The organism is Microbacterium sp. F2E (genome assembly GCF_020905435.1).
GTDB classification, from domain to species: domain Bacteria; phylum Actinomycetota; class Actinomycetes; order Actinomycetales; family Microbacteriaceae; genus Microbacterium; species Microbacterium lacticum.
The window spans coordinates 234,884-257,806 of record NZ_JAJJIB010000001.1 but is presented as its reverse complement, the minus strand read 5'-3'; the positions used below and the strand labels follow the sequence as shown (position 1 = coordinate 257,806).

Genomic DNA, 22,923 nt, shown 5'->3' with positions numbered 1-22,923 from the left:
GGGTGTCCGTGAATCCTGAGCTGGTGGGTCGTGCCTTCCCGCCGACCGCCCCCTACCTCGTCGGGCGTGAGAAGGTGCGCGAGTTCGCGCGCGCCGTCTTCGCCACCGACCCGCAGCACACCGACCCGGCCGCCGCCCGCGCCCTCGGCTACGACGACGTCGTCGCGCCGCCGACCTTCGCGATGGTGATCCAGGACCTCACGCTGCAGCAGCTGCTCGCGCAGGAGGACTCCGGCATCGCGCTCGAGCGCACCGTCCACGCCGAGCAGCGCTTCCACTACACCCGCCCCATCGTCGCGGGCGACGAGCTGGTCGCGCAGCTGCGCATCACCAACGTCCGCCCGTTCGGAAAGGGCGGGATGGTCACGAGCGAAGCGGAGATCGCGGATGCCACGGGCGCGCACGTCGTCACGGCCACCTCGGTGCTGCTGATCGGAGGAGAGGTCGCATGAGTTCTTCGACGAACCCGAACACCGCAGCCGCCGCGAACGCCGTCGCGGTGGGCGACGTCGTCGCCGAGCGCACCGTGCACCTCACCCGTGAGTCGCTGGTGCGCTACGCCGGGGCATCCGGAGACTTCAACCCCATCCACTATCGCGACGACGTCGCCGAGCGGGTGGGCCTGCCCGGTGTGCTCGCGCACGGGATGCTCACGATGGGCCTCGCCGTCGAGACGGTCGTGCCGTGGCTCGGCGACGCGGGTCGCATCGTCGACTACGGCGTGCGCTTCACCCGCCCCGTCGTCGTCGACGCCGAGTCGGGCGCCGACGTCGTCGTCGCCGCCACCGTCGGCCAGGTCGACGACGAGTTCCTGCGCATCGACCTGACGGTGTCGGCCGGTGAGACGACCGTGCTCGGCAAGGCCCAGGTGCGCGTGCGCCGGGACGGCTGAGAGATGCCCGAGATCGAACCGGTCGCGCTCGCGGACCTCACGACGCTCCGCGTGGGCGGGATGCCGGAGCGCATGATCGAGGCGCAGACCCGCGACGAGCTCGTCGCGGCGCTGCGCGACGTGTGGGCGAGCGGCGAGCCATGGCTCGTCGTCGGCGGCGGGTCGAACCTGCTCGTCGGAGACGACCCGTTCGAGGGCACCGTGGTGCTCGTGCGCACGAGCGGGATCGAACGCCTCCCGTCGCCCCGCGAGGGCCACACGCGAGTGCGCGTCGAAGCCGGGCACGATTGGGACGACCTCGTCGAGTACGCGACGCGGGAGGGGCTGTCGGGCATCGTCGCGATGTCGGGCATCCCGGGCACGGTCGGTGCGGCTCCCGTGCAAAACATCGGGGCGTACGGCCAGGAGATCGTCGAGACCCTCGTCGAGGTCGAGCTGATCGACGAGGCGACGGGGGAGGTCTCCACCGTGCCCGCCGCCGATCTCGCGCTGGGGTTCCGCACGTCGGTGCTGAAGAACCACTACGGCTCGGTCGCGCCGCGGCCCGCGGTTGTGCTCTCCGTCACGCTCGAACTGCGCGACGTCGGCGACGAGGCGTTCGAGCTCTCCGGCGCGCAGCTTCGGCAGGCGCTGGGCGTCGCCGAGGGGGAGCGGGTGACCCTCCGCTGGGTGCGCGAGACCGTGCTCGCGACGCGGGCGCGCAAGGGCATGGTGCTCGACGACGCCGACCCCGACACCCGGAGCGCCGGCTCGTTCTTCCAGAACGCCATCGTCTCGGCATCCTTCGCCCGCACCCTCCCCGACGAGTGCCCGCGGTGGCCGATCTCGACAACGGCGGCGCCGCTCGCCGCGCCGGACCGGGTCATCCCGCTCGACGACTACGCCGGCCTGTACCCCGTGCCGGCGCCCTCGCTCCCCGACGTTAAGGTGAGCGCCGCGTGGCTCATCGAGCACGCCGGTCTGCGCAAGGGATTCCACCTGCCGCGGTCGCGGGCGGGGCTGTCGACCAAGCACGCGCTCGCGCTGACGAACCGCGGGGATGCCTCGGCGGGCGAGCTCGCCGAGCTGGCGCGCTACATCCAGAGCCGTGTGCAGAGCGAGTTCGGCCTCATCCTGCAGCCCGAACCCGTGCTCGTCGGCGTCGAGCTCTGACGCGGGCGCGCGGCGCGCGGCGCACCAGAATCGGAGATCAGCAACAGAATCGGATGCCACGGTCGTGATCGTCCGATTCTGTTGCGATTCTCCGAATCCGCTGCGCCCGCGCCCGCGCGACGCGGGCCGTGCTCAGGCGAACAGGCGCTGCAGGCGCTGCACGCCCTCGAGCAGCTGGTCGTCGCCGAGCGCGTACGACAGGCGGAGGTATCCCGACGGGCCGAAGGCCTCGCCCGGCACCACGGCGACCTCGGCCTCGTCGAGGATGAAGTCGGCGAGCTCGAGCGAGGTGTCGATGCGAGTGCCCCGCCACTCGCGGCCGAGCAGGCCGCGGACGTCCGGGTACACGTAGAACGCGCCGAGCGGCACCGGCACCGTGACCCCGGGGATCTTCGCGAGTTCGGCGACGATCACCTCGCGGCGGCGGTCGAAGGCCTGGCGCATCTCCTCCGCCTCGGTCTGCGGCCCGGTGAGGGCCGCGAGCGCGGCGCGCTGGGCGATGTTGTTGACGTTGGAGCTCAGGTGCGATTGCAGGTTGCCGGCGATCTTGATGGCGTCGGCGGGCCCGACCATCCAGCCCACCCGCCAGCCCGTCATGGCGTACGTCTTCGCCACCCCGTTGACGAGGATCGTCTGGCCGGCGAGCCCGGGGACCGCCTCGACGATCGAGACGGCGCGCACGCCCTCGTAGACGAGGTTCTGATAGATCTCGTCGCTGATCACCCAGATGCCGTGCTCGAGGGCCCACTGCCCGATCGCGGCGGTCTCCTCGGGCGTGTACACCGATCCGGTGGGGTTCGACGGCGAGACGAACACGAGCGCGGTGGTGCGATCGGTGCGCGCCGCCTCGAGCTGCTCGACGGTCACCTTGTAGTCCTGATCGGCGCCGGCGAACACCTCGACCGGAACGCCGTCGGCGAGGGCGATCGCCTCGGGATAGGTCGTCCAGTACGGCGCGGGCAGCAGCACCTCGTCGCCCGGGTTCACCACGGCCTGGAAGGCCTGATAGACCGCCTGCTTGCCGCCGTTGGTGACGATCACCTGCGACGGGGAGACCTCGAGACCCGAGTCGCGGAGGGTCTTCGCGGCGATCGCCTCGCGCAGCACCGGCAGGCCGGCGGCGGGCGTGTAGCGGAAGTTCGCCGGGTCGCGCAGCGCCTCGGCCGCGGCATCCACGATGAACTGCGGTGTCGCGAAGTCTGGCTCGCCGGCGGCGTACGAGATCACCGGCTTGCCCTCGGCCTTGAGGGCCTTCGCCTTCGCGTCGACCTTGAGGGTCGCCGATTCGGCGATGGACGACAGCTTGCGGGAGACGGGGGCGCGTTCGGTCACGGCACCCAGCGTAGTCGGCGGGGTCAGGCCGCGAGCGCGCGCCGCTTGCCGTTCACGTGCGCACGCCACACGAGCGCGGCCGACAGCGCCGCGATGACGGCGCCCGCGACGAACAGGGTCGGGTAGCCGATCACGGGACTGATCGCCGCGAGGACGGCGGGCACGAAGAAGCCCACGTAGCTCAGCGAGTAGAACACCGCGGTCAGGCCCGCGAGATCGTCGGGGCCCGCGATCCGCTGCACCTCCATGAGCCCGCCCACGAGCAGCAGCCCGTAGCCGATGCCGAGGGCCGCTGCGGCGACGAGGGCGAGGGCGACCGACCGGGTCAGCGCCGTCGCGGCCGCCAGCAGCATGCCCGGCACGACGGCCGCGAGGGCCGCGGTGACGCCGCGGCATCCGCCCGGCAGGTCGATGCGGCGCGCGAGCGTCTGGGCCCCGACGCCGCAGCCGAGGCTCACGAGGCACATGAGTCCCGCGAAGCCGACCTCGAACCCGGCGACCCGGTCGACCAGCAGCGCCGGGAGGATCGCGTAGGCGGATGCCGCGGTGCCGAACACCCACGGCGACATTGGCGCGACGACGCCGAGGAAGCGCCGGTGGCTCGCCGACGGGATGCGCAGATCGTCGCGCAGCCGCCCGCCGCGGGCCGGGTCGCGCGGGTGCGACTCGGGGGTGCGCAGCGCGAAGGCGAACGACGCCGCGCACAGCGCCACGTTGACGAGATAGGGCAGCACCTCGGGGAGCGGGGCGAACTGCGCGAGCGCCGCCGCGACGGCCGCGCCGAGCGCGAACCCCGTCGTGAGCGAAAGGGCCGCACGCCGCGCGCCCGACCCCGATGCGGAAGCGTCGAAGGGGGCCTCGGAGAGCTCTTTGATCCAGGCCGTCCCGACGGCCATCACGAGGCCGAGCGCGACGCCGGAGAGCACCCGGCCCGCGAACAGAAGCACGGGCTCGCCCGCCGCGGCGGCGAGCACGGCCGAGCCCGCGAGCGCGATCAGGGGGGCGGGCAGCAGGAGGGGGCGACGGCCGAAGCGGTCCGACAGGGGCCCGCCAAGCAGGAGCGCGGGGACGATGCCGATGACGTAGGCGCCGAGCAGGACGTTCACCGTGAGCGCGCCGAGGTTGTCGTGCAGCCGGTAGGTGACCAGCAGCGGCGTGAACTCGTTGCCGCCCCATGCGACCGCGAACAGCGCGGCGGCGGCGCGCAGCCACGGCTTCGTGCGGTGCCGACCTGCGTCGGCGATCGCGATCGGCGTCGTCGCGGCGCTCATCGGGCCGCTCCCGCCGTCTGATCGGCGGGCGATGTGCCCGCGCGCACGCCGTGGGCGGCCTCGAAGTGGGCGTCGAGCGTCGTGCGGAACGCGTCCGCGTCGCCCGCGGCGATCGCGGCGGCAAGGCGCTCGTGTCGGGCGACGACGGCCGTCATCCGCTCGGGGGTGCGGATGGAGGTCGCGGTGACGCGCTGCTGCCGCTGGCGCAACCCCTCGGCGAAGGTCGTGAGGAGGGTGTTGCCGGCGGAGCGGATGATCGCGTTGTGGAAGTCCGCGTCGGCCGAGACGAAGGCCTCGGTGTCATCGGCCTGCGCCGCGCGGCGCTGCGCGTCGACGGCGCGAGCGAGCTCCGCCGCGAGGTCCTGCCGGGTGTGCTCGTCGCGGACCGTGCGCTGCACCGCATAGTTCTCCAGTAGGCGCCGCGCCTCGAGCACCTGCGCGATCTCGCCGGGCGTGGATTCGACCACGAGCGCGCCACGCTTCGGGTACAGCCGCATCCAGCCCTCGGCCTGCAGCCGGAGGAACGCCTCGCGCACGGGCGTGCGGCTCACGCCGTGCTCGGCGGCGAGTTCGCCCTCGCTGAGCATGCGGCCCCCTTCGAAGTCGCCCTGCAGGATGCGCTGCTTGACGCGCGCGTAGACGAGGTCGGCGGCATTCGGGGTCGTCTCGTTCACAACATAGATACTAGTCGTATTCAAGGCGAGATGCAGAGGGGGCGGATGCCTCGGCATCCGCCCCCTGGCCCCCGTCCCCCAGGGGGGTCTGTCAGCCGAACTGGTTCATCGTGTTGTCCTTGCCGCCGGCCTTCAGGGCCGCGTCACCGGCGAAGTACTCCTTGTGGTTGTCGCCGATGTCGGAGCCGGCCATGTTCTGGTGCTTCACCGTTGCGATGCCCTCGCGGATCTCGCGGCGCTGTACGCCCTTGACGTAGGCGAGCATGCCCTCGTCGCCGAAGTAGCCCTTCGCCAGGTCATCGGTCGACAGCGCGGCCGTGTGGTAGGTCGGCAGCGTGATGAGGTGGTGGAAGATGCCGGCGCGGGCCGACCCGTCCTTCTGGAACGAGCGGATCTTCTCGTCGGCGAGCGTCGCGAGCTCGGTGTCGTCGTACGCGACGTTCATGAGGTCGGCCCGGTCGTACGCCGAGACATCCGCGCCCTGCGCCGCGAGCGCGTCGTAGGCCTGCTGGCGGAAGTTCAGCGTCCAGTTGAACGACGGGCTGTTGTTGTAGACGAGCTTCGCGTTCGGGATCTCCTCACGGATGGCATCCACCATCCCCGCGATCTGCTCGACGTGCGGCTTCTCGGTCTCGATCCAGAGGAGGTCGGCGCCGTTGCGCAGCGACGTGATGCAGTCGAGCACGCAGCGCTCCTCACCGGTGCCGGAGCGGAACTGGTACAGGTTGGATGCCAGGCGCTTGGGGCGCAGGAGCTTGCCCTCACGGCGGATGATGACGTCGCCGTCGCTCAGCTCGGCGGCGTCGATCTCCTCGACGTCGAGGAACGCGTTGTACTGGTCGCCGAGGTCGCCCGGCTCCTGCGAGACGGCGATCTTCTGCGTGAGACCGGCGCCCAGCGAGTCGGTGCGGGCGACGATCACGCCATTGTCGATGCCGAGCTCGAGGAACGCGTAACGGACCGCGTTGATCTTCGCGAGGAAGTCCTCGTGCGGCACGGTGACCTTGCCGTCCTGGTGGCCGCACTGCTTCTCATCCGAGACCTGGTTCTCGATCTGGATGGCGCACGCGCCGGCCTCGATCATCTTCTTGGCGAGCAGGTACGTCGCCTCGGGGTTGCCGAAGCCGGCGTCGATGTCGGCGATGATCGGCACGACGTGGGTCTCGTAGTTGTCGATCTGCGACTGGATGAACTCCACCGCCGTGTCGTCGCCCGCCGCGCGCGCCGCGTCGAGCTTCGTGAACAGCAGGTCGAGCTCGCGGGCGTCGGCCTGACGGAGGAAGGTGTAGAGCTCCTCGATCAGCGCGGGAACGGCGGTCTTCTCGTGCATCGACTGGTCGGGGAGGGGCCCGAACTCGCTGCGCAGCGCTGCGACCATCCACCCCGAGAGGTAGAGGTAGCGCTTGTTGGTCGACTTCAGGTGCTTCTTGATCGAGATCAGCTTCTGCTGCCCGATGAAGCCGTGCCAGACGCCGAGCGACTGCGTGTAGACCGACGAGTCGGCGTCGTACTCGGCCATGTCGGCGCGCATGATGTCGGCGGTGTACTGCGCGATCTCGAGGCCCGTGCGGAAGCGGTTCTGGGCCCGCATTCGGGCGACGGCCTCGGGGTCGATGGCGTGCCAGCTCGGCCCGTTCTCGTCCTTGAGGGCCTGGATGGCGTCGATGTCGTCCTGGTAACTGGTCATGGTGTGTCCTTCGTTGCGGTGTCTGTCACTGCGGAGGCGGATCGGGTCACGCGGACTCGACGAGGAAGCGGTTGTAGGCGGGAATGGTCAGGAAGGCGGGGAAGTCGTCGCCGAGCGCGACCTCTTCGAAGATCGCCGCGGCGTCGTCGAACCGGTCGCCATCGAAGCGGGTGACCTCCTCGAGCACCCGGGTGATGAGGCCCTCGACGTACTCGCGGGTGATCTTCGTGCCGTCCTCCGTGGAGCGGTCCTGGTGGATCCACTGCCAGACCTGCGAGCGCGAGATCTCGGCGGTCGCGGCATCCTCCATCAGGTTGTCGATCGCAACGGCGCCGAGCCCGCGCAGCCACGCCTCGATGTAGCGGATCGCCACCGACACGTTCGCGTAGACGCCGGCGGCCGAGATCGGCAGTCCGATGTGCACGTCGATGAGCTGGGATGCCTTGATGTCCACCTCGGGGCGCTGGCGGTCGACCTGGTTCGGGCGCTCGCCGAGCACGGCGTCGAACTCGGCGCGGGCCACGGGGATCAGGTCGGGGTGGGCGACCCACGTGCCGTCGAAGCCGTCGCCGGCCTCGCGCTTCTTGTCGGCCGACACCTTCTCGAACGCCTGCGCCGTGACCTCGGGGTCGCGCCGGTTCGGGATGAACGCGCTCATGCCGCCGATCGCGAAGGCGCCGCGCTTGTGGCAGGTCTTGACGAGCAGCTCGGTGTAAGCGCGCATGAACGGCACCGTCATCGTCACCTGGCTGCGGTCGGGCAGGACGAACCGGGCGCCGCGGCCGCGGTAGTTCTTGATCATCGAGAAGATGTAGTCCCACCGGCCGGCGTTCAGGCCCGCGATGTGGTCGCGCAGCTCGAAGAGGATCTCGTCCATCTCGAACGCGGCCGGCAGCGTCTCGATCAGCACGGTCGCGCGGATCGTGCCGTGCGGGATGCCGATGTAGTCCTCGCTGAACGTGAACACGTCGTCCCACAGCTTCGCCTCTTCGGACGACTCGATCTTCGGCAGGTAGAAGTACGGGCCGACGCCGTTCTCGATCAGGCGCTTGGCGTTGTGGAAGAAGTAGAGCCCGTAGTCCACGAGCGACCCCGACGCGGCCAGCTGGCGCCCGGCGCGGTCGGTGAACGTGATGTGATTCTCGGTCAGGTGCCAGCCGCGCGGTCGCATCACGATCGTCGGCGTCTGCTCGGCGGTGACCTCGTACACCTTGCCCTCGGGCGACGTGTACGACAGCTGCCCGCGGATCGCGTCGTAAAGCGACAGCTGGCCCTCGATGACGTTCTTCCAGGTGGGGCTCGTGGCGTCTTCCTGGTCGGCGAGCCACACCTTCGCGCCCGAGTTGAGCGCGTTGATGGTCATCTTGGGGTCGGTCGGGCCGGTGATCTCGACGCGGCGGTCTTCGAGGCCGGGGCCGGCACCGGCGACGCGCCAGTCGGCGTCGTCGCGGATGTGCGCCGTGTCGGCACGGAACTGCGGGTCGTGCCCGTTGCCGATCTCGAACCGGCGGCGCAGACGGTCGGCCAGCCGGTCGTGGCGGCGCCCCGCGAAGCGCGCGTGCAGCTCGCTGAGGAACGCGAGCGCGTCGGGGGTGAGGATCTCGTCGTACCGCTCGCGGATCGGGCCCGTGACGACGATCGCCGACGTCGGGATGGGCCCCGTCGTGGGGCGGGTGGTCTCATCAGGCGCGATGCCCGTGGCGGTCGGAATCATGGCCTTGCCTTTCGTGTTGGTCCGCCTGTCCCCGAACTTCGAGGTCCCCGAGCTCGTCGAGGGGCGGTGAGACCACTCTGGGTGAAGATTCGAGGCCGACTTGACCAAATCGGCTGTGAAGTTTGCTCGTTCTTCTGGATCTGTGACACACTTCCGGACATGACGAACGTCGATGTTCCTTCCGCCACCGCCGCGACGGACGCCGCGATGGATGCCTCGGGAGACGCGGACGCCCTGACGATCGGACGCCGGATCCGTCAGCTGCGGACCGCTCGCGGCATGACCCTCGATGAGCTCGCCGCCGCGGTCGAGCGGGCGCCCAGTCAGCTGTCGATGATCGAGACCGGCAAGCGCGAGCCGAAGCTCACCCTGCTCCGCGCGATCGCGCGCGCACTCGGCGCGACCGTCGACCAGCTGCTCGAGGCGGAGACCCTCGACGAACGCGCGACGCTCGAGATCGCCCTCGAGCGCGCGATGAAGGGGCAGACCTTCCGCGCGCTCGGCATCGAACCGTTCCGCATCGGAAAGTCGGTGCCCGACGAGGCGCTCCGCGCCCTGCTCGCGCTGCAGGGCGAGATCCAGCGCCTCGGCGACGAGCGGTCGGCGACCCCCGAGGAGGCGCGTCGGGCGAACGTGGAGCTCCGTCACCTCATGCGGCGGCAGGACAACTACTTCGCCGACCTCGAGGAGCACGCGCGGACGATCCTGCGCGCCGTCGACCACCCGGGGGGTCCGCTCACCCAGCGCACGGCGTCGGATATCGCCGCTCACCTGGGATTCTCGCTGCACTACGTGGCCGACCTGCCGGCATCCACACGCTCCGTCGCCGACATCCGGCACGGCCGGCTGTACCTCTCGAGCACGGTGCCGATGAAGGGCGACTCGCGCACCGCGGTGCTGCAGGCGCTCGCCAGCCGCATCCTCGGGCACAGCGAGCCGCGGTCGTACGCCGAGTTCCTGCGCCAGCGCGTCGAGACCAACTACCTCACCGGCGCGCTCCTCATCCCCGAAGAGCATGCGGTGCCGGTGCTGCGCGACGCCAAGGAGCGGCGCGCGATCTCGATCGAAGACCTCCGCGACGCGTACTCGGTCTCGTACGAGACCGCCGCGCACCGGTTCACGAACCTCGCGACCGAGCACCTCGGCATCCCGGTGCACTTCCTCAAGGTGCACGAGTCGGGCACCATCACGAAGGCGTACGAGAACGACGACGTCAACTTCCCCGCCGACCGGATCGGGTCGATCGAGGGGCAGCTGTGCTGCCGGCGGTGGACGAGCCGCACGGTGTTCGATATCCCCGACAAGTTCAACCCGTACTACCAGTACACCGACACCGGGAACGGCACGTACTGGTGCACGGCGCGCGTCGAGGCATCCAGCGAAGGCGCCCACTCCGTCTCGGTCGGCGTGCGCTTCGACGACACGAAATGGTTCCTCGGACGCGAGACGACCAACCGCGGGGTGTCCCGGCATGCCGTCGAGGTGTGCTGCCGGCGGGCCCCCGCCGAGCTGGAGTCGCAGTGGCGCGACCAGGCCTGGCCGAACGTGCGCACGCCGCGGACGCTCCTCGCCACGCTGCCGTCGGGCTCGTTCCCGGGCGTCGACACGACCGACCTGTACGAGTTCCTCGAGGCGCACGCCCCGCGCGGCTGACGCCGCCTGCCTCCGTAAGGCGGGCCGGGGGGTGGCGGAAGGGCGGGTCAGCGCAGCGCGACGAGCGCGGCCCACAGCTCCGCGCGGGCGGGGAAGGAGCCGAGGTCGACGCCGAGCAGGCGCTGAGCCTGCGCCACCCGGGCGCGGACGGTGTGCCGATGGATGCCGAGGGCCTGCGCCGTCTGGTCGATGCGGGCGTCGCTCTCGAGCCACGTGCGCACCGTGTCGACGAGGGCGGTCGCGTGCGCGTCGTCGTGCTCGCGCAGGGGCGCGAGCCGCGCCTCGGCCAGGGCGCGCGCGGCGGGGGAGTCGAGGGCGCCGAGGAGCCCCCGCGCCGCGTCGTCGGCGAAGCGGGCCGGGATGCCGGCAGCCGCCCGGCGGCGCGCGGCGACCGCCTGGACGTGCCCGGTCGCGAAGCCGGTGTAGTCGACGGGCTCCGACACGCCGCAGGCGGCGTCGAACAGCGCCGCGAAGGCGGGGATCGTCGCGGAGTCGGCGGCGGGCACCACGAGCACGACCCCCTCGGGGCCGCGACCGTGGAAGAGCGCGCCCCGCGCCTCGGCGGCCCGCAGCTCGAGCCAGTCGACGGCCGCGTCGAGCCGCGCTGGGGTGACGGTCGCGACGGCCACGATGACGGGGGCGGCGGGCAGCGGCCCCCACAGCTCCCGCGACACGCGCCGGGCGAGCCCCGCATCCCCCTCGAGCAGTGCGTGCACGAGGCCCGCGCGCAGCGCCGACCGCGCCCGCCCGAGGCCGACGTTCTGCTCCAGCGCCAGGCCCGCCATCGCGATCACCGAGGTGACGACGCTCCGGCCCTCGAGGTCGAGTTCGGCGCCGGCGATCGCGATCAGCCCGCGCAGGTGGCCGCCCCGGCCGAGCGTCTGCATCGTCACGCGCGCCCCGTCGATCTCGAACTGCGACGCGGCGCGGCTGCCCCGCCGCAGTACGGCGCCCGCCTCGGCATCCAGCGCCGCGCGCGCCGCCGCGCCCGGCCCCTCGTGCGGATGGCTCTGGGTGAGCACGCCCGCCGCGTCGTAGAGTCCGACCCACGCGCCCAGCTGCTTCGCCAGCTCGGCGACCGTCGCGGCGAGCCCGTCGGGGCGGAGGGCGGCGAGCGAGATCGCGCGCTGCGCCGACAGCGCCCACGTGCGCCGCGCGTACGCCTGCGCGGCGATCGCCTCGGCGTTGGCCCGGGCGAGCGCGATGAACGGCGTGCGGTAGGGCACCTCGAACAGCGGCATGCCCGCGGCGCGGCACGCGCGCTCGAGGGTCGGCGGGATGCCGTCGCGCACGACCTCGGTGCCGAACCCCAGGCCCCGCACGCCCCGGGCGCGCAGGCGCGCCACGTACGCCTCGGCCGTCGTGGGCGCCGTGCCGGTCCGGGCGTCGAGCGCGAACTGGGTGCCGGTGGTCAGCAGCAGCAGATCGTCGGCGAGGAACGGCGTCGGGTCGGCGAGATCGGAGGAGTGCACCCACCGCAGCGGTGCGTCGAGCGCGTCGCCCGGCAGGTCGCCCTCGCGCGAGGCGAGCCGCAGCGCCAGCTCGGTGCGGGCGAGGAGAGCCCGCAGCGTCGGCTGCGTCTCGGTCGTGGGCATCGTCGCTCATCTCGGGTCGGTGGTGCTGTCCGCGACGTACGCGTCTCGCAGCAGAATGTACACGACGGCGAGTGTGAGCGGCGCGCGCGCCGCCCTACGCTCCCAGGCATGAGCACTCCCACCACGACCCTCCTCGGCGGACCCACCCTCCCGCAGCAGCGTTCCCTCGTCACCGCGATCCCCGGTCCGCGCTCCCAGGAACTGCTCGCGCGCAAGGCGTCGGCCGTCGCGGCCGGCGTCGGACACACCGTGCCGATCGCGGCCGTCGCCGCCGGTGGCGGTGTCGTCGTCGACGCCGACGGCAACTCGCTCATCGACCTCGGCTCGGGCATCGCCGTCACGAGCGTCGGCAACGCGCACCCCGCCGTCGTCGCGGCCGTGCAGAACGCCGTCGCCCAGATGACCCACACCTGCTTCATGATCTCGCCGTACGAGTCGTACGTCGCCGTCGCCGAGCGCCTCAACCGGCTCACCCCCGGCGACCACGCCAAGAAGTCGGCGCTGTTCAACTCGGGCGCCGAGGCGGTCGAGAACGCCGTCAAGATCGCGCGCAGGTTCACCGGCCGGCAGGCGGTCGTCGCGTTCGACCACGCCTACCACGGCCGCACGAACCTCACGATGGCCCTCACCGCGAAGTCGATGCCGTACAAGAGCGGCTTCGGCCCGTTCGCTTCCGAGGTCTACCGCGCTCCCGCCTCCTACCCGTTCCGCGACGGCCTCTCCGGCGCCGAGGCCGCGGCTAAGGCGATCTCGCTGATCGAGAAGCAGATCGGCGCCGACAACCTCGCCGCCGTCATCATCGAGCCGATCCAGGGCGAGGGCGGGTTCATCGTGCCCGCCGACGGGTTCCTCCCGGCGGTTGTGGACTGGTGCCGCGCGAACGGCGTCGTCTTCATCGCCGACGAGGTGCAGACCGGCTTCGCCCGCACCGGCGCGATGTTCGCGAGCGAGCTGTTCGGCATCGTGCCCGACCTCATCACCACGGCCAAGGGCATCGCCGGAGGCATGCCGCTCGCGGCCGTCACGGGCCGCGCCGAGATCGTGGATGCCACGCACGCCGGGGGCCTCGGCGGCACCTACGGCGGCAACCCCGTCGCATGCGCGGCCGCGCTCGCGGCGATGGACGCCTTCGAGAACGACGGCCTCATCGAGCGCGCGCAGCAGATCGAGGCGCTCCTCCTCACGCGCCTGCGCGCCATGGCAGAGGCCGACCCGCGCATCGGCGACGTCCGCGGACGCGGCGCCATGATCGCCGCCGAGTTCGTCGACCCGGCCACCGGCGCCCCCGATGCCGCGCTCACGTCGGCCGTCGCGAAGGCGGCCATCGCCGAGGGCGTCATCGTCCTCACCTGCGGCACCTACGGCAACGTGATCCGCTTCCTGCCGCCGCTGTCGATCAGCGACGAGCTGCTGAGCGAGGGCCTGGACGTCGTGGCATCCGCTCTGCAGGCCAACTGACCGCTCCGGCCCTACCCCCGCACGCGAAGGAGACAAGGCATGACCGAGATCACCCGAGACGTCGTCATCGTCGGCGCCGGCGCCGCAGGACTGACCGCCGCCAACGAGCTGAAGAAGGCGGGCCTGTCGGTCGCCGTCCTCGAGGCGCGCGACCGCGTCGGCGGACGGCTGTGGACCGACGTCATCGACGGCGCGATGCTCGAGATCGGCGGGCAGTGGATCTCGCCGGACCAGACCGCGCTCATCGAGACGGTCGCAGACCTCGGCCTCGACACCTTCAGCCGGTACCGCGAGGGCGACAGCGTGTACGTCGGTCCGGACGGGACGGCGCACCGCTTCACCGGCGAGATGTTCCCGGTCTCTCCCGAGACCGAGGCGGTCATCGCCCGCCTGACCGAACGACTTGACGCGATGGTCGCCGAGATCGACCCCGACCGGCCCTGGGCGCACGAGAAGGCCGCCGAGTGGGACAGCGTGTCATGGGATGCGTGGCTGCGCGCCCAGACCGACGACGACGAGGCGGTGCGAAACCTCGCCTTCGCCACCGGCTCGGCCATGCTCACGAAGCCCACGCACGCGATCTCGCTGCTCGAATCGCTCCTGATGGCCGCCTCCGCGGGCAGCTACTCGAACCTCGTCGACGCCGACTTCATCCTCGACAAACGGGTCGTGGGCGGCCTGCAGCAGGTGCCGCTGCTGCTCGCCGAGCGCCTCGGCGAGGACGTCTTCCTGAACCAGCCCGTCCGCACGCTGGAGTGGTCCGACGAGGGCGTCACCGCCGTCGCCGACGGGATGACGGTGCGCGCGCGCCAGGCGATCCTCGCGCTCGCGCCCGTGCTCTACAGCCGCATCTCGTTCGTGCCGGCGCTGCCGCGCCTGCAGCACCAGATGCACCAGCATCTGTCGATGGGCTTCGTCATCAAGGTGCACGCCGTGTACGAGACGCCGTTCTGGCGCGAGAAGGGCCTGTCGGGCACCGCGTTCAGCCCGTACGAGCTCTCGCACGAGGCGTACGACAACTCCAACCACGGCGAGGAGCGCGGCACGCTCGTCGGCTTCGTCAGCGACCTGAACGCCGACGGCGTGTTCGAGCTGTCCGCCGACGAGCGCAAGCAGCGCATCCTCACCTCGCTCAGCCACTATTACGGCCCGGAGGCGCTCGACCCGGTGGTCTACTACGAGAGCGACTGGGGGAGCGAGGAGTGGACCCGCGGCGCGTACGCTGCGAGCTTCGACCTCGGCGGGCTCTCGCGCTACGGCAAGCACCTGCGCGAGGCCGTCGGCCCGATCCACTTCGCGTGCAGCGATCTGGCCGGCGCCGGCTATCAGCACGTCGACGGCGCGATCCGCATGGGGCGCCTGGTCGCCGCGCAGATCATCGACGAGGTGCGCGCATGACGAGCCACGTCGTCGTCGGCTACACCGCGACGAAGACGGGACGGGATGCCGTGGCGTTCGCCGCGCGTCTCGCCCGCGCCACCGGGGCGTTGCTCGACGTCTCGATCGTGCTGCCGAGCGCCGACCGCAGTGTCATCACCCCGCCGGCGGACGGCTACAGCCGGGTGCTGAAGGAGCAGGCCCAGCAGTGGATCGCCGAGGCGATCGACCGCATCCCCGACGACGTCGTCGCGCACGCCCAGATCCGCGCGGCCGAGTCGTTCGCCGCCGGTCTCGTGCAGATCGCCGACGAGCTCGACGCGGCGTGCATCGTCGTCGGCGCCGCGGACGGGGCGACCCGCGGTCGGCACCGCCTCGGCAGCACGACGACGGAGCTGCTGCACTCGTCCGACGTGCCGGTCGCGCTCGTGCCGCGCGGCGCGCGCAAGGTCGCGCCCGAGACGGGTATCACCCGCCTCACGGTCGCCGTCGGCACCCGGCCCGGTGCCGATGCCCTGCTCGAGGTGACGGCGCGGTTCGCGCAGTCCGCCCATGTGCCGGTGCGACTGCTGTCTCTGCTGCCGGTTGATCTGCCGGCCACCGCCGACACCGCCACGATCCGGGTGGCCTCCTCGACCGAGACGGACCACGTGCTCGCCGTCGCGAAGGCCGAGCTGCCCGCGGAGGTCTCCGCCGACGTGGTGGTCGCCGCGGGCGAGAGCATCGAAGACGCCGTGTCGCATCTCGACTGGCAGGACGGCGAGGTCGTGCTCGTCGGATCGAGCCGGCTCGCCCAGCCGCGGCGCCTGTTCCTCGGATCGACGGCCGCGAAGATGCTCAAAGAGATCACGGTTCCCGTGATCGTCGTGCCCCGCGCCACCCGCACTGAGGAGACGACGAAATGACCGCATCGGAACCCGGCGCCCCGGCCGGTGGCACGTCCGCCACCGGGGCGAGCGCCGCGGGCGCCGCGACCACGGGCGGCCTGTCCGCCAAGGGCCTGTCCGCCGGCACGATCGGACTCATCGGCGCCATCGTCATCGGCATCTCGTGCATCGCCCCGGCGTACACGTTCACGGCGGCGGTCGGCCCCACGGCCTCGGTCGTGGGTGCGCAGATCCCTGCGATCGTACTCGTCGGCTTCATCCCCATGCTCCTCGTCGCCTTCGGCTATCGCGAGCTCAACAACCGCATGCCCGACGCAGGCACGTCGTTCACGTGGGCGTCTCGCGCATTCGGCCCGTGGGTCGGCTGGATGGCTGGCTGGGGTCTCGTCGTCGCGACGATCCTCGTGCTCTCGAACCTCGCTGGCGTCGCCGTCGACTTCCTGTTCCTGCTCATCTCGCAGATCAGCGGCAATCCCGACATCGCGGACCTGGCATCCAACACCGTCATCAACATCGCCGTCTGCCTGCTGTTCATGCTCGCCGCCACGTGGATCTCGTACCGCGACATGCAGACGACGCAGAAGCTGCAGTACTTCCTCGTCGGCTTCCAGGTGCTCGTGCTCGTCTTCTTCGCCGTCGCGGCGATCGTCGAGGCGGTGAACGGCCAGGGCTTCGACTACCGGCCGTTCGACATCGGCTGGTTCAACCCGTTCGCGGTGACCTCGTTCTCCGCCTTCGCGGCCGGGCTGTCGCTGTCGATCTTCATCTTCTGGGGGTGGGATGTCACCCTCACGATGAACGAGGAGACGAAGGACCCCGAGAAGACGCCGGGGCGTGCCGCGACCCTCACGGTCATTACGATCGTGTCGCTCTATCTGCTGCTCGCCGTCGCGATGATCATGTTCGCCGGTGTCGGCACGGGCAGGCTGGGACTCGGCAACGAAGACATCCAGGAGAACGTGTTCTTCCACCTGTCCGGGCCGATCCTCGGCCCGCTCGCCTTCCTCGTCTCGCTCGCCGTGCTGACGAGCTCGGCCTCGTCGCTGCAGTCGACGTTCGTGGGCCCCGCCCGCACGCTCCTGTCGATGGGACACTACGGGGCGCTGCCGCCCGCGTTCGCGAAGGTCAGCCCGCGGTTCTTCACGCCGGGCTACGCCACGATCGTCTCGGCGGTCGTCGCCTCGGCCTTCTACGCCGTCATGCGGGTCGTCAGCGAGAACACCCTATGGGACACGATCCTGACCCTCGGCATGATGATCTGCTTCTACTACGGCATCACGGCGTTCGCGTGCGTGTGGTACTTCCGTCACCAGTGGTTCGACTCGGTGCGGGACGTCTTCTTCACGTTCCTGTTCCCGCTCGTGGGCGGCGTCATCCTCGCGATCCTCTTCTTCACGACCCTCCTCGACTCGATGGACCCGGCCTACGGCTCGGGCGCAGAGGTCGGGGGAGTGGGGATCGTCTTCGTCCTCGGCGTGCTGATCATCGTCATCGGCATCGTCCTCATGATCTGGCAGTCCATCAAGCGCCCCGCCTTCTTCAAGGGTGAGACGCTGGGTATGGATGCCCCTGCCAGCACCCGTCGTCTGAAGGAGGCCGCACGTTGATCACCGAATCCGCACTACTCGAGAAGGTCCCGCGCGGGCTGTTCATCAGAGGGGAGTGGGTCGAGGGCTCCCGCGGCACGTTCCCGGTGCACGACCCGGCCACCGGCGACGTGCTCGTCGAGATCGCCGACGCGTCGCCCGAAGACGGCATCCGCGCCCTCGACGCGGCCGTCGAGGCGCAGGATGACTGGGCGGCCACGCCCCCGCGCACGCGCAGCGACATCCTCCGGCGCGCGTTCGACCTGCTGATGGAACGCGCCGACGAGTTCGCGCTGCTCATGACCCTCGAGATGGGCAAGCCGCTCGCCGAGGCCCGCGGCGAGGTCACCTACGGGGGTGAGTTCCTGCGCTGGTTCAGCGAGGAGGCGGTGCGGGTCGCCGGTCGTTACGGGCAGAACCCCGAGGGCACCGGCCGGATGGTGATCAGCCAGCATCCCGTCGGGCCGTGCTTCTTCATCACACCGTGGAACTTCCCCCTCGCGATGGCGACCCGCAAGATCGCGCCCGCGCTCGCTGCGGGGTGCACCGTCGTCATCAAGCCCGCCGAACTGACGCCGCTCACGACCCTCGCGTTCGTGCAGCTGCTTGTCGAGGCGGGTCTTCCCGCCGGCGTCGTCAACGTCGTGACCACCACGACCTCGGGGGCGGTGTCGGGCCCGATCATCGCCGACCCGCGGCTGCGCAAGCTCTCGTTCACGGGGTCCACGCCGGTCGGCAAGAAGCTCATCGCGCAGGCCGCCGAGGGCGTGCTGCGGGTGTCGATGGAGCTCGGCGGCAACGCCCCGTTCGTCGTGTTCGACGACGCCGACCTCGACAAGGCGGTCGACGGCGCGATGGCCGCGAAGTTCCGCAACATCGGGCAGGCCTGCACGGCGGCGAACCGATTCATCGTGCATTCGTCTGTCGCGGAGGAGTTCGCCGATCGTGTCTCGGAGCGCGTCAAGGCGATGAAGATCGGCCGCGGCACCGAGGAGGGCGTGCAGATCGGCCCGCTCATCGACCGCAAGGCCGTCGAGGCCACGGCGGCGCTCGTCAAGGATGCCGTGGATCGCGGCGCGACCGTCCGCGCCGGCGGATCGGCGATCGACGGCCCCGGCACGTTCTTCGAGCCGACCGTCATCACCGAGGTTGCGGCGGGCAGCGACATCCTGCGTGAGGAGATCTTCGGGCCGGTGCTCGCGATCGCGACCTTCGCCGACGAAGACGAGGCCGTGCGCCTGGCCAACGACACCGAGTACGGACTCGTCTCGTATGTCTTCACGCAGGACCTCGCCCGCGGACACCGCATGATCGACCGGCTGGAGACCGGGATGATGGGCCTGAACGTCGGCGTCGTCTCGAATGCCGCTGCACCGTTCGGCGGCGTCAAGCAGTCCGGATTGGGCCGCGAGGGCGGGCTCGAGGGCATCCACGAGTACCTGTCCACGAAGTACACGCTGATCCCGGCATCCTGACCGGACCGCACGATCGATATCGAGAAGAGGACACCATGAGCGACTACGCCGTCACGAATCCCGCCACGGGGGAGACCCTCGCCACGTATCCGACCGCGACTGACGCCGAGGTGGAGTCGGCGATCGCCTCCGCCGACGGGGCGTTCCGCTCGTTCGGGCGCACCTCCGCCCCCGCCGAGCGGGCGGCGCTGCTGAAGCGGGTCGCCGAGCTTCACCGCGAGCGGCGCGACGAGCTCGCCGCGATCATCGTCCGCGAGATGGGCAAGCCCCTCGCCGCGGCCGAGGGCGAGGTCGACTTCGCGGCCGACATCACCGAGTACTACGCCGACAACATCGACAAGATCACGGGCGACACCCCGATCGACCTCCTCGGCGAGGGCTCGGCGGTCATCCGCCGGGCCCCGCTCGGGGTGCTGCTGGGCATCATGCCGTGGAACTTCCCGTACTACCAGGTGGCCCGTTTCGCCGCGCCCAACATCGCGGTGGGCAACACGATCCTGCTGAAGCATGCGCCGCAGTGCCCCGAGTCGGCGGCGGCGATCGCACAGATGTACCTCGATGCCGGGTTCCCCGAGGGTGCCTATGTCGACGTCCGCCTGACGAACGAGCAGTCGGCGACCGTCATCGCCGACCCGCGCGTGCAGGGTGTGTCGGTCACCGGTTCCGAGCGTGCGGGGGCGGCGGTCGCCGAGATCGCGGGCCGCAACCTCAAGAAGGTCGCACTCGAGCTCGGCGGGTCGGACCCGTTCATCCTGCTCTCCACCGACGATCTCGACGGCGCGGTGCAGATGGCCGTCGAGGCGCGTCTCGACAACAACGGTCAGTCCTGCAACGCTGCGAAGCGGTTCATCGTCGCCGAAGACCTCTACGACCCGTTCGTCGAGAAGTTCACGGAGGCGATGGCGGATGCCAAGGTCGGCGACCCGTTCGCGGAGGACACGGTCCTCGGGCCGCTCTCGTCGCTCGCGGCGGCGGAGCGCCTTGCCGAGCAGGTCGATCGCGCGGTGGCGCAGGGCGCGACCGTGGTGACCGGAGGCGTCCGGGACGGGGCGTACTACCCCGGCACCGTGATCACGGGCGTGACGCCCGAGATGGACGCCTACCGCGAGGAGTTCTTCGGACCGGTCGGCATGGTCTTCAAGGTCTCGGGAGAGAAGGAGGCGGTCGAGGTTGCGAACGGCACGTCGTTCGGACTCGGCTCGTACGTGTTCACGACCGACCCCGCGCAGGCGGAGCGCATCGCAGACAAGATCGACGCCGGCATGGTCTACGTCAACATCGTCCTCGCCGATTCTCCCGAGCTTCCCTTCGGCGGGGTGAAACGCTCCGGCACGGGTCGTGAGATGGGCCTCCTGGCCGCCGACGAGTTCGTCAACAAGAAGCTCATCCGCGTCGGCTGACACCGCAACCCGCCGCGAGCGGCGTTTTCCCTGCGGGGACGCCTTCCCTTGCGATGCGCCCGGAGGCAGGATGGGGGCATGAGCAACGAGTCCGATGCCGTCGTCTTCCTCACCGATCGCGAGTGCTGGGACCGCCTCGCCGAGCAGCAGCTCGGCAGGCTCGTGACGCACGTGGGCGACGTGCTCGACGTCTTCCCGGTGAACTACATCGTCGACGGGCAGAGCCTCGTCTTCCGCACCGCGGAGGGCTCGAAGCTCACCGAGGTGACGATCAACGACGACGTGCTGTTCGAGGTCGACGAGTACACCGACACGGATGCCTGGAGCGTCGTCGTCCGCGGGCGTGCGCACCGCCTCGAGACGACCGAGGAGGTCGACGCCGCCGACCGGCTCGCCCTCACGCCGTGGGTGCCGACGCTGAAGTACAACTACGTGCGGATCGTGCCGACCTCGCTCTCGGGCCGCGACATCCACCGCGGCGACGAACCCGACCGGTACGGGGTGCAGCAGTACTGACCGGGCCCGTGCGTTCGCGTGCCCCTGGGCCATGACGTACACTGGACAGTGCAGTGGAAGTCTGCATTCTTTCGCCGTGCCTGCCGGGCACGGCCGGGGAGATGGCAGACTCTCCTGAGACCGGAACGGTCTCTAGGGCGGTAGCTCAATTGGCAGAGCAGCGGTCTCCAAAACCGCAGGTTGCAGGTTCGATTCCTGTCCGCCCTGCGCGTCAGCGCTGAGTTGACACAGAAGGCGTGTCGGCTGATGCCGGCACGGAATGCAAGTCCGAGCAATTCACACGGGTGGGTACATGGTCCAGGAAGAGGCGCACGGCGAGGTCGTCGCAGCAGGCGGCGCGCCCCGCGACAAGAAGCTGAACTTCTTCCAGCGGATCGCCCTCTTCATCCGTCAGGTGTTCGGCGAACTTCGCAAGGTCGTCACGCCGACCCGGCAGGAGCTCGTCAAGTACACCCTGGTCGTGCTGGGGTTCGTCGTCGTCATGATGGCGATCGTGTACGGCCTCGATCTGCTCTTCACCTGGGTGGTCAACGTCGTCTTCGGTGTTCCCGCCTGACGCGGACACCAGACCGACAGCCGCCCCCGATGGAAGTGAACACACGTGTCTGAAAAGTATGTCGACGACGCCGACTGGGCCACCGCCGCCGAGCAGTCCAGTGAGGACGACGAAGCCCAGGAGGGCAACATCCTCGCCGCCGAAGAGCCATCCTCGGCTCCCGCCGAGCACCTCGCCGTGCACGTCGTCGACGACGACGAAGACGACGACAGCCAGGACGACGACGAAGAGATCGACATCGACGACCCGGAGGCAGACGCCATCGTGAACGACGCACTCGAGATCGACCAGGCCGCCGAGGCCGAGGCCGCCGCTGAGGTGCTCACCGACGCGCTCGCCGAAGAAGAGGCCGAAGCCGCCGCTGCGGCCGCCGACGACGTGACCCCGTACGACGGTCCCGACGTCAACGGCGAGCCCGACGAGCCCGTGCTCGACGAGGATGCCGTCGCCGAGGTGGCCGCGGCCGCCGAGATCGTCGACGCCGCCGAGGTCGAGGCGGAGACCGAGCCGGCCGAGCCGGAAGACCCCTACGAGGCGTTCCGCGCCGAGCTGCGGTCGCTGCCGGGCAAGTGGTACGTCATCCACTCCTACGCCGGCTTCGAGCGCAAGGTGAAGGCGAACATCGAGCAGCGCAAGAACACGCTCGAGGTGGAAGAGGACATCTACCAGGTCGAGGTCCCCATGGAGGACGTCGTCGAGATCAAGAACGGTCAGCGCAAGATGGTCACGCGCGTCCGGATCCCCGGCTACGTGCTCGTGCGCATGGAGCTGAACGAGGACACCTGGTCGGTCGTGCGTCACACGCCCGGCGTCACGGGCTTCGTCGGCAACGCGCACAACCCGACGCCGCTGCGCTTCGAAGAGGCGTTCAACATGCTGCGCTCGCTCGTGCAGGTCGCCGAGACGGCGCCCGCGAAGGGTGCGGCCAAGGGCTCGGCCACGCAGGCGCGTTCGGTCGTCACCGAGGTCGACTTCGAGATCGGCGAGACCATCACGATCAAGGAGGGCTCGTTCGCGGGCCTGCCCGGCTCGATCAGCGAGATCAAGCCGGAGAGCGGCAAGCTCACCGTGCTCGTCTCGCTCTTCGAGCGCGAGACCCCGGTCGAGCTGTCGTTCGACCAGGTCACCAAGCAGTAATACAGACTCCTGTCGTAGAATAGGCAGGTTGTCCGCGTGCACGCGGACGTACCGCTGTCCGGAGAGGCCGGATTCGCGGGAGAACGGATGCCTCGGCATCCGTTCGAGGAAAGGACAAGGAAATGGCACCCAAGAAGAAGGTGACCGGCCTGATCAAGCTTCAGATCAACGCCGGTGCCGCCAACCCGGCGCCGCCGATCGGGCCCGCGCTCGGTCAGCACGGCGTCAACATCATGGAGTTCTGCAAGGCGTACAACGCCGCGACCGAGTCGCAGCGCGGCAACGTCATCCCCGTCGAGATCACCGTCTACGAGGACCGCAGCTTCACGTTCATCCTGAAGACCCCGCCCGCGGCGGAACTCATCAAGAAGGCCGCCGGCGTGCAGAAGGGCTCGAAGACCCCGCACACCGTCAAGGTCGCGAAGCTCACCAAGGACCAGGTGCGCCAGATCGCCGAGACGAAGATGCCCGACCTGAACGCGAACGACATCGAGGCCGCCTCGCTGATCATCGCCGGCACCGCCCGTTCCATGGGCATCACGGTCGAGGACTGAGGGGGAG

20 protein-coding genes and 1 tRNA gene are annotated in these 22,923 nt (G+C 70.3%); 15 read left to right on the top strand and 6 right to left on the bottom strand.

Going from position 1 to position 22,923, the window contains the following annotated elements; translation table 11 throughout:
* The first annotated feature begins 2 nt into the window (after nt 1–2).
* The 3 genes from LOK55_RS01230 to LOK55_RS01220 are packed head-to-tail and all read left to right on the top strand — an operon-like array spanning nt 3 to nt 2,044.
* Nucleotides 3–452, top strand: coding sequence for a MaoC family dehydratase N-terminal domain-containing protein (locus LOK55_RS01230; protein ID WP_229933898.1), 450 nt, complete (start codon nt 3–5; stop codon nt 450–452).
* Nucleotides 449–892, top strand: a complete 444-nt coding sequence (locus tag LOK55_RS01225) for a MaoC/PaaZ C-terminal domain-containing protein (protein WP_229933897.1) — start codon at nt 449–451, stop codon at nt 890–892. Before LOK55_RS01230 ends, LOK55_RS01225 begins: the two co-directional genes overlap by 4 nt.
* Nucleotides 893–895: 3 nt before the next feature.
* Entirely contained in the window at nt 896–2,044 is a 1,149-nt protein-coding gene (locus tag LOK55_RS01220) for a UDP-N-acetylmuramate dehydrogenase (RefSeq protein WP_229933896.1), read from the top strand.
* 132 nt (nt 2,045–2,176) lie between these two features.
* On the opposite strand, the gene LOK55_RS01215 is transcribed toward LOK55_RS01220, so the two are convergent.
* From LOK55_RS01215 to aceB, 5 genes are all read right to left on the bottom strand, one after another.
* Nucleotides 2,177–3,376 carry a pyridoxal phosphate-dependent aminotransferase gene (locus LOK55_RS01215; protein WP_229933895.1) on the bottom strand — a complete coding sequence of 400 codons (1,200 nt, stop codon included), beginning with the start codon at nt 3,374–3,376 and terminating at the stop codon, nt 2,177–2,179.
* A 23-nt stretch (nt 3,377–3,399) separates the two neighbouring features.
* Nucleotides 3,400–4,647, bottom strand: coding sequence for an MFS transporter (locus LOK55_RS01210; protein WP_141379783.1), 1,248 nt, complete (start codon nt 4,645–4,647; stop codon nt 3,400–3,402).
* Complete coding sequence (locus tag LOK55_RS01205) at nt 4,644–5,321, bottom strand: GntR family transcriptional regulator (protein ID WP_229933894.1); 678 nt, start codon at nt 5,319–5,321, stop codon at nt 4,644–4,646. The genes LOK55_RS01210 and LOK55_RS01205 overlap by 4 nt, the downstream gene beginning before the upstream one ends.
* A gap of 91 nt (nt 5,322–5,412) precedes the next feature.
* Nucleotides 5,413–7,008 (bottom strand): isocitrate lyase, encoded by a 1,596-nt coding sequence (locus LOK55_RS01200; protein WP_229933893.1) that lies wholly within the window; start codon nt 7,006–7,008, stop codon nt 5,413–5,415.
* 46 nt (nt 7,009–7,054) lie between these two features.
* Complete coding sequence (aceB, locus tag LOK55_RS01195; protein WP_229933892.1) at nt 7,055–8,722, bottom strand: malate synthase A; 1,668 nt, start codon at nt 8,720–8,722, stop codon at nt 7,055–7,057.
* 159 nt (nt 8,723–8,881) lie between these two features.
* On the opposite strand from aceB, the gene LOK55_RS01190 reads away from it, so the two are divergent.
* A complete protein-coding gene (locus LOK55_RS01190) occupies nt 8,882–10,375 on the top strand; it encodes a helix-turn-helix domain-containing protein (RefSeq protein WP_374107594.1) in 1,494 nt (497 codons plus the stop codon).
* A 47-nt stretch (nt 10,376–10,422) separates the two neighbouring features.
* Here LOK55_RS01190 and LOK55_RS01185 read toward each other — a convergent pair whose 3' ends face one another.
* Complete coding sequence (locus LOK55_RS01185) at nt 10,423–11,970, bottom strand: PucR family transcriptional regulator (RefSeq protein WP_229933891.1); 1,548 nt, start codon at nt 11,968–11,970, stop codon at nt 10,423–10,425.
* Nucleotides 11,971–12,078: 108 nt separating this feature from the next.
* On the opposite strand from LOK55_RS01185, the gene gabT reads away from it, so the two are divergent.
* The 11 genes from gabT (at nt 12,079) to rplK (ending at nt 22,916) form a co-directional block, all read left to right on the top strand.
* Complete coding sequence (gene gabT, locus LOK55_RS01180; protein WP_229933890.1) at nt 12,079–13,428, top strand: 4-aminobutyrate--2-oxoglutarate transaminase; 1,350 nt, start codon at nt 12,079–12,081, stop codon at nt 13,426–13,428.
* Nucleotides 13,429–13,467: 39 nt separating this feature from the next.
* The gene (locus LOK55_RS01175; protein WP_229933889.1) at nt 13,468–14,826 is read left to right on the top strand and encodes an NAD(P)/FAD-dependent oxidoreductase; all 1,359 of its coding nucleotides are present in this window, start codon (nt 13,468–13,470) and stop codon (nt 14,824–14,826) included.
* Nucleotides 14,823–15,710 (top strand): universal stress protein, encoded by an 888-nt coding sequence (locus tag LOK55_RS01170; RefSeq protein ID WP_229933888.1) that lies wholly within the window; start codon nt 14,823–14,825, stop codon nt 15,708–15,710. Before LOK55_RS01175 ends, LOK55_RS01170 begins: the two co-directional genes overlap by 4 nt.
* Nucleotides 15,707–17,299: an APC family permease gene (locus tag LOK55_RS01165; protein ID WP_229933887.1), complete on the top strand. Its 1,593-nt coding sequence runs from the start codon at nt 15,707–15,709 to the stop codon at nt 17,297–17,299. The genes LOK55_RS01170 and LOK55_RS01165 overlap by 4 nt, the downstream gene beginning before the upstream one ends.
* The gene (locus LOK55_RS01160; protein WP_229933886.1) at nt 17,296–18,753 is read left to right on the top strand and encodes an NAD-dependent succinate-semialdehyde dehydrogenase; all 1,458 of its coding nucleotides are present in this window, start codon (nt 17,296–17,298) and stop codon (nt 18,751–18,753) included. The genes LOK55_RS01165 and LOK55_RS01160 overlap by 4 nt, the downstream gene beginning before the upstream one ends.
* 35 nt (nt 18,754–18,788) lie before the next feature.
* A complete protein-coding gene (locus LOK55_RS01155; protein WP_229933885.1) occupies nt 18,789–20,153 on the top strand; it encodes an NAD-dependent succinate-semialdehyde dehydrogenase in 1,365 nt (454 codons plus the stop codon).
* Between the two features lie 78 nt (nt 20,154–20,231).
* Entirely contained in the window at nt 20,232–20,669 is a 438-nt protein-coding gene (locus tag LOK55_RS01150; RefSeq protein WP_141379794.1) for a pyridoxamine 5'-phosphate oxidase family protein, read from the top strand.
* A gap of 134 nt (nt 20,670–20,803) precedes the next feature.
* A tRNA-Trp gene (locus tag LOK55_RS01145) sits at nt 20,804–20,876 on the top strand.
* 85 nt (nt 20,877–20,961) lie between these two features.
* Nucleotides 20,962–21,225, top strand: coding sequence for a preprotein translocase subunit SecE (gene secE / locus LOK55_RS01140; RefSeq protein WP_229933884.1), 264 nt, complete (start codon nt 20,962–20,964; stop codon nt 21,223–21,225).
* Nucleotides 21,226–21,270: 45 nt separating this feature from the next.
* Nucleotides 21,271–22,362, top strand: coding sequence for a transcription termination/antitermination protein NusG (gene nusG, locus LOK55_RS01135; RefSeq protein ID WP_229933883.1), 1,092 nt, complete (start codon nt 21,271–21,273; stop codon nt 22,360–22,362).
* 122 nt (nt 22,363–22,484) lie between these two features.
* Nucleotides 22,485–22,916 (top strand): 50S ribosomal protein L11, encoded by a 432-nt coding sequence (gene rplK / locus LOK55_RS01130; RefSeq protein WP_005050009.1) that lies wholly within the window; start codon nt 22,485–22,487, stop codon nt 22,914–22,916.
* The last annotated feature ends 7 nt before the right edge of the window (nt 22,917–22,923 follow it).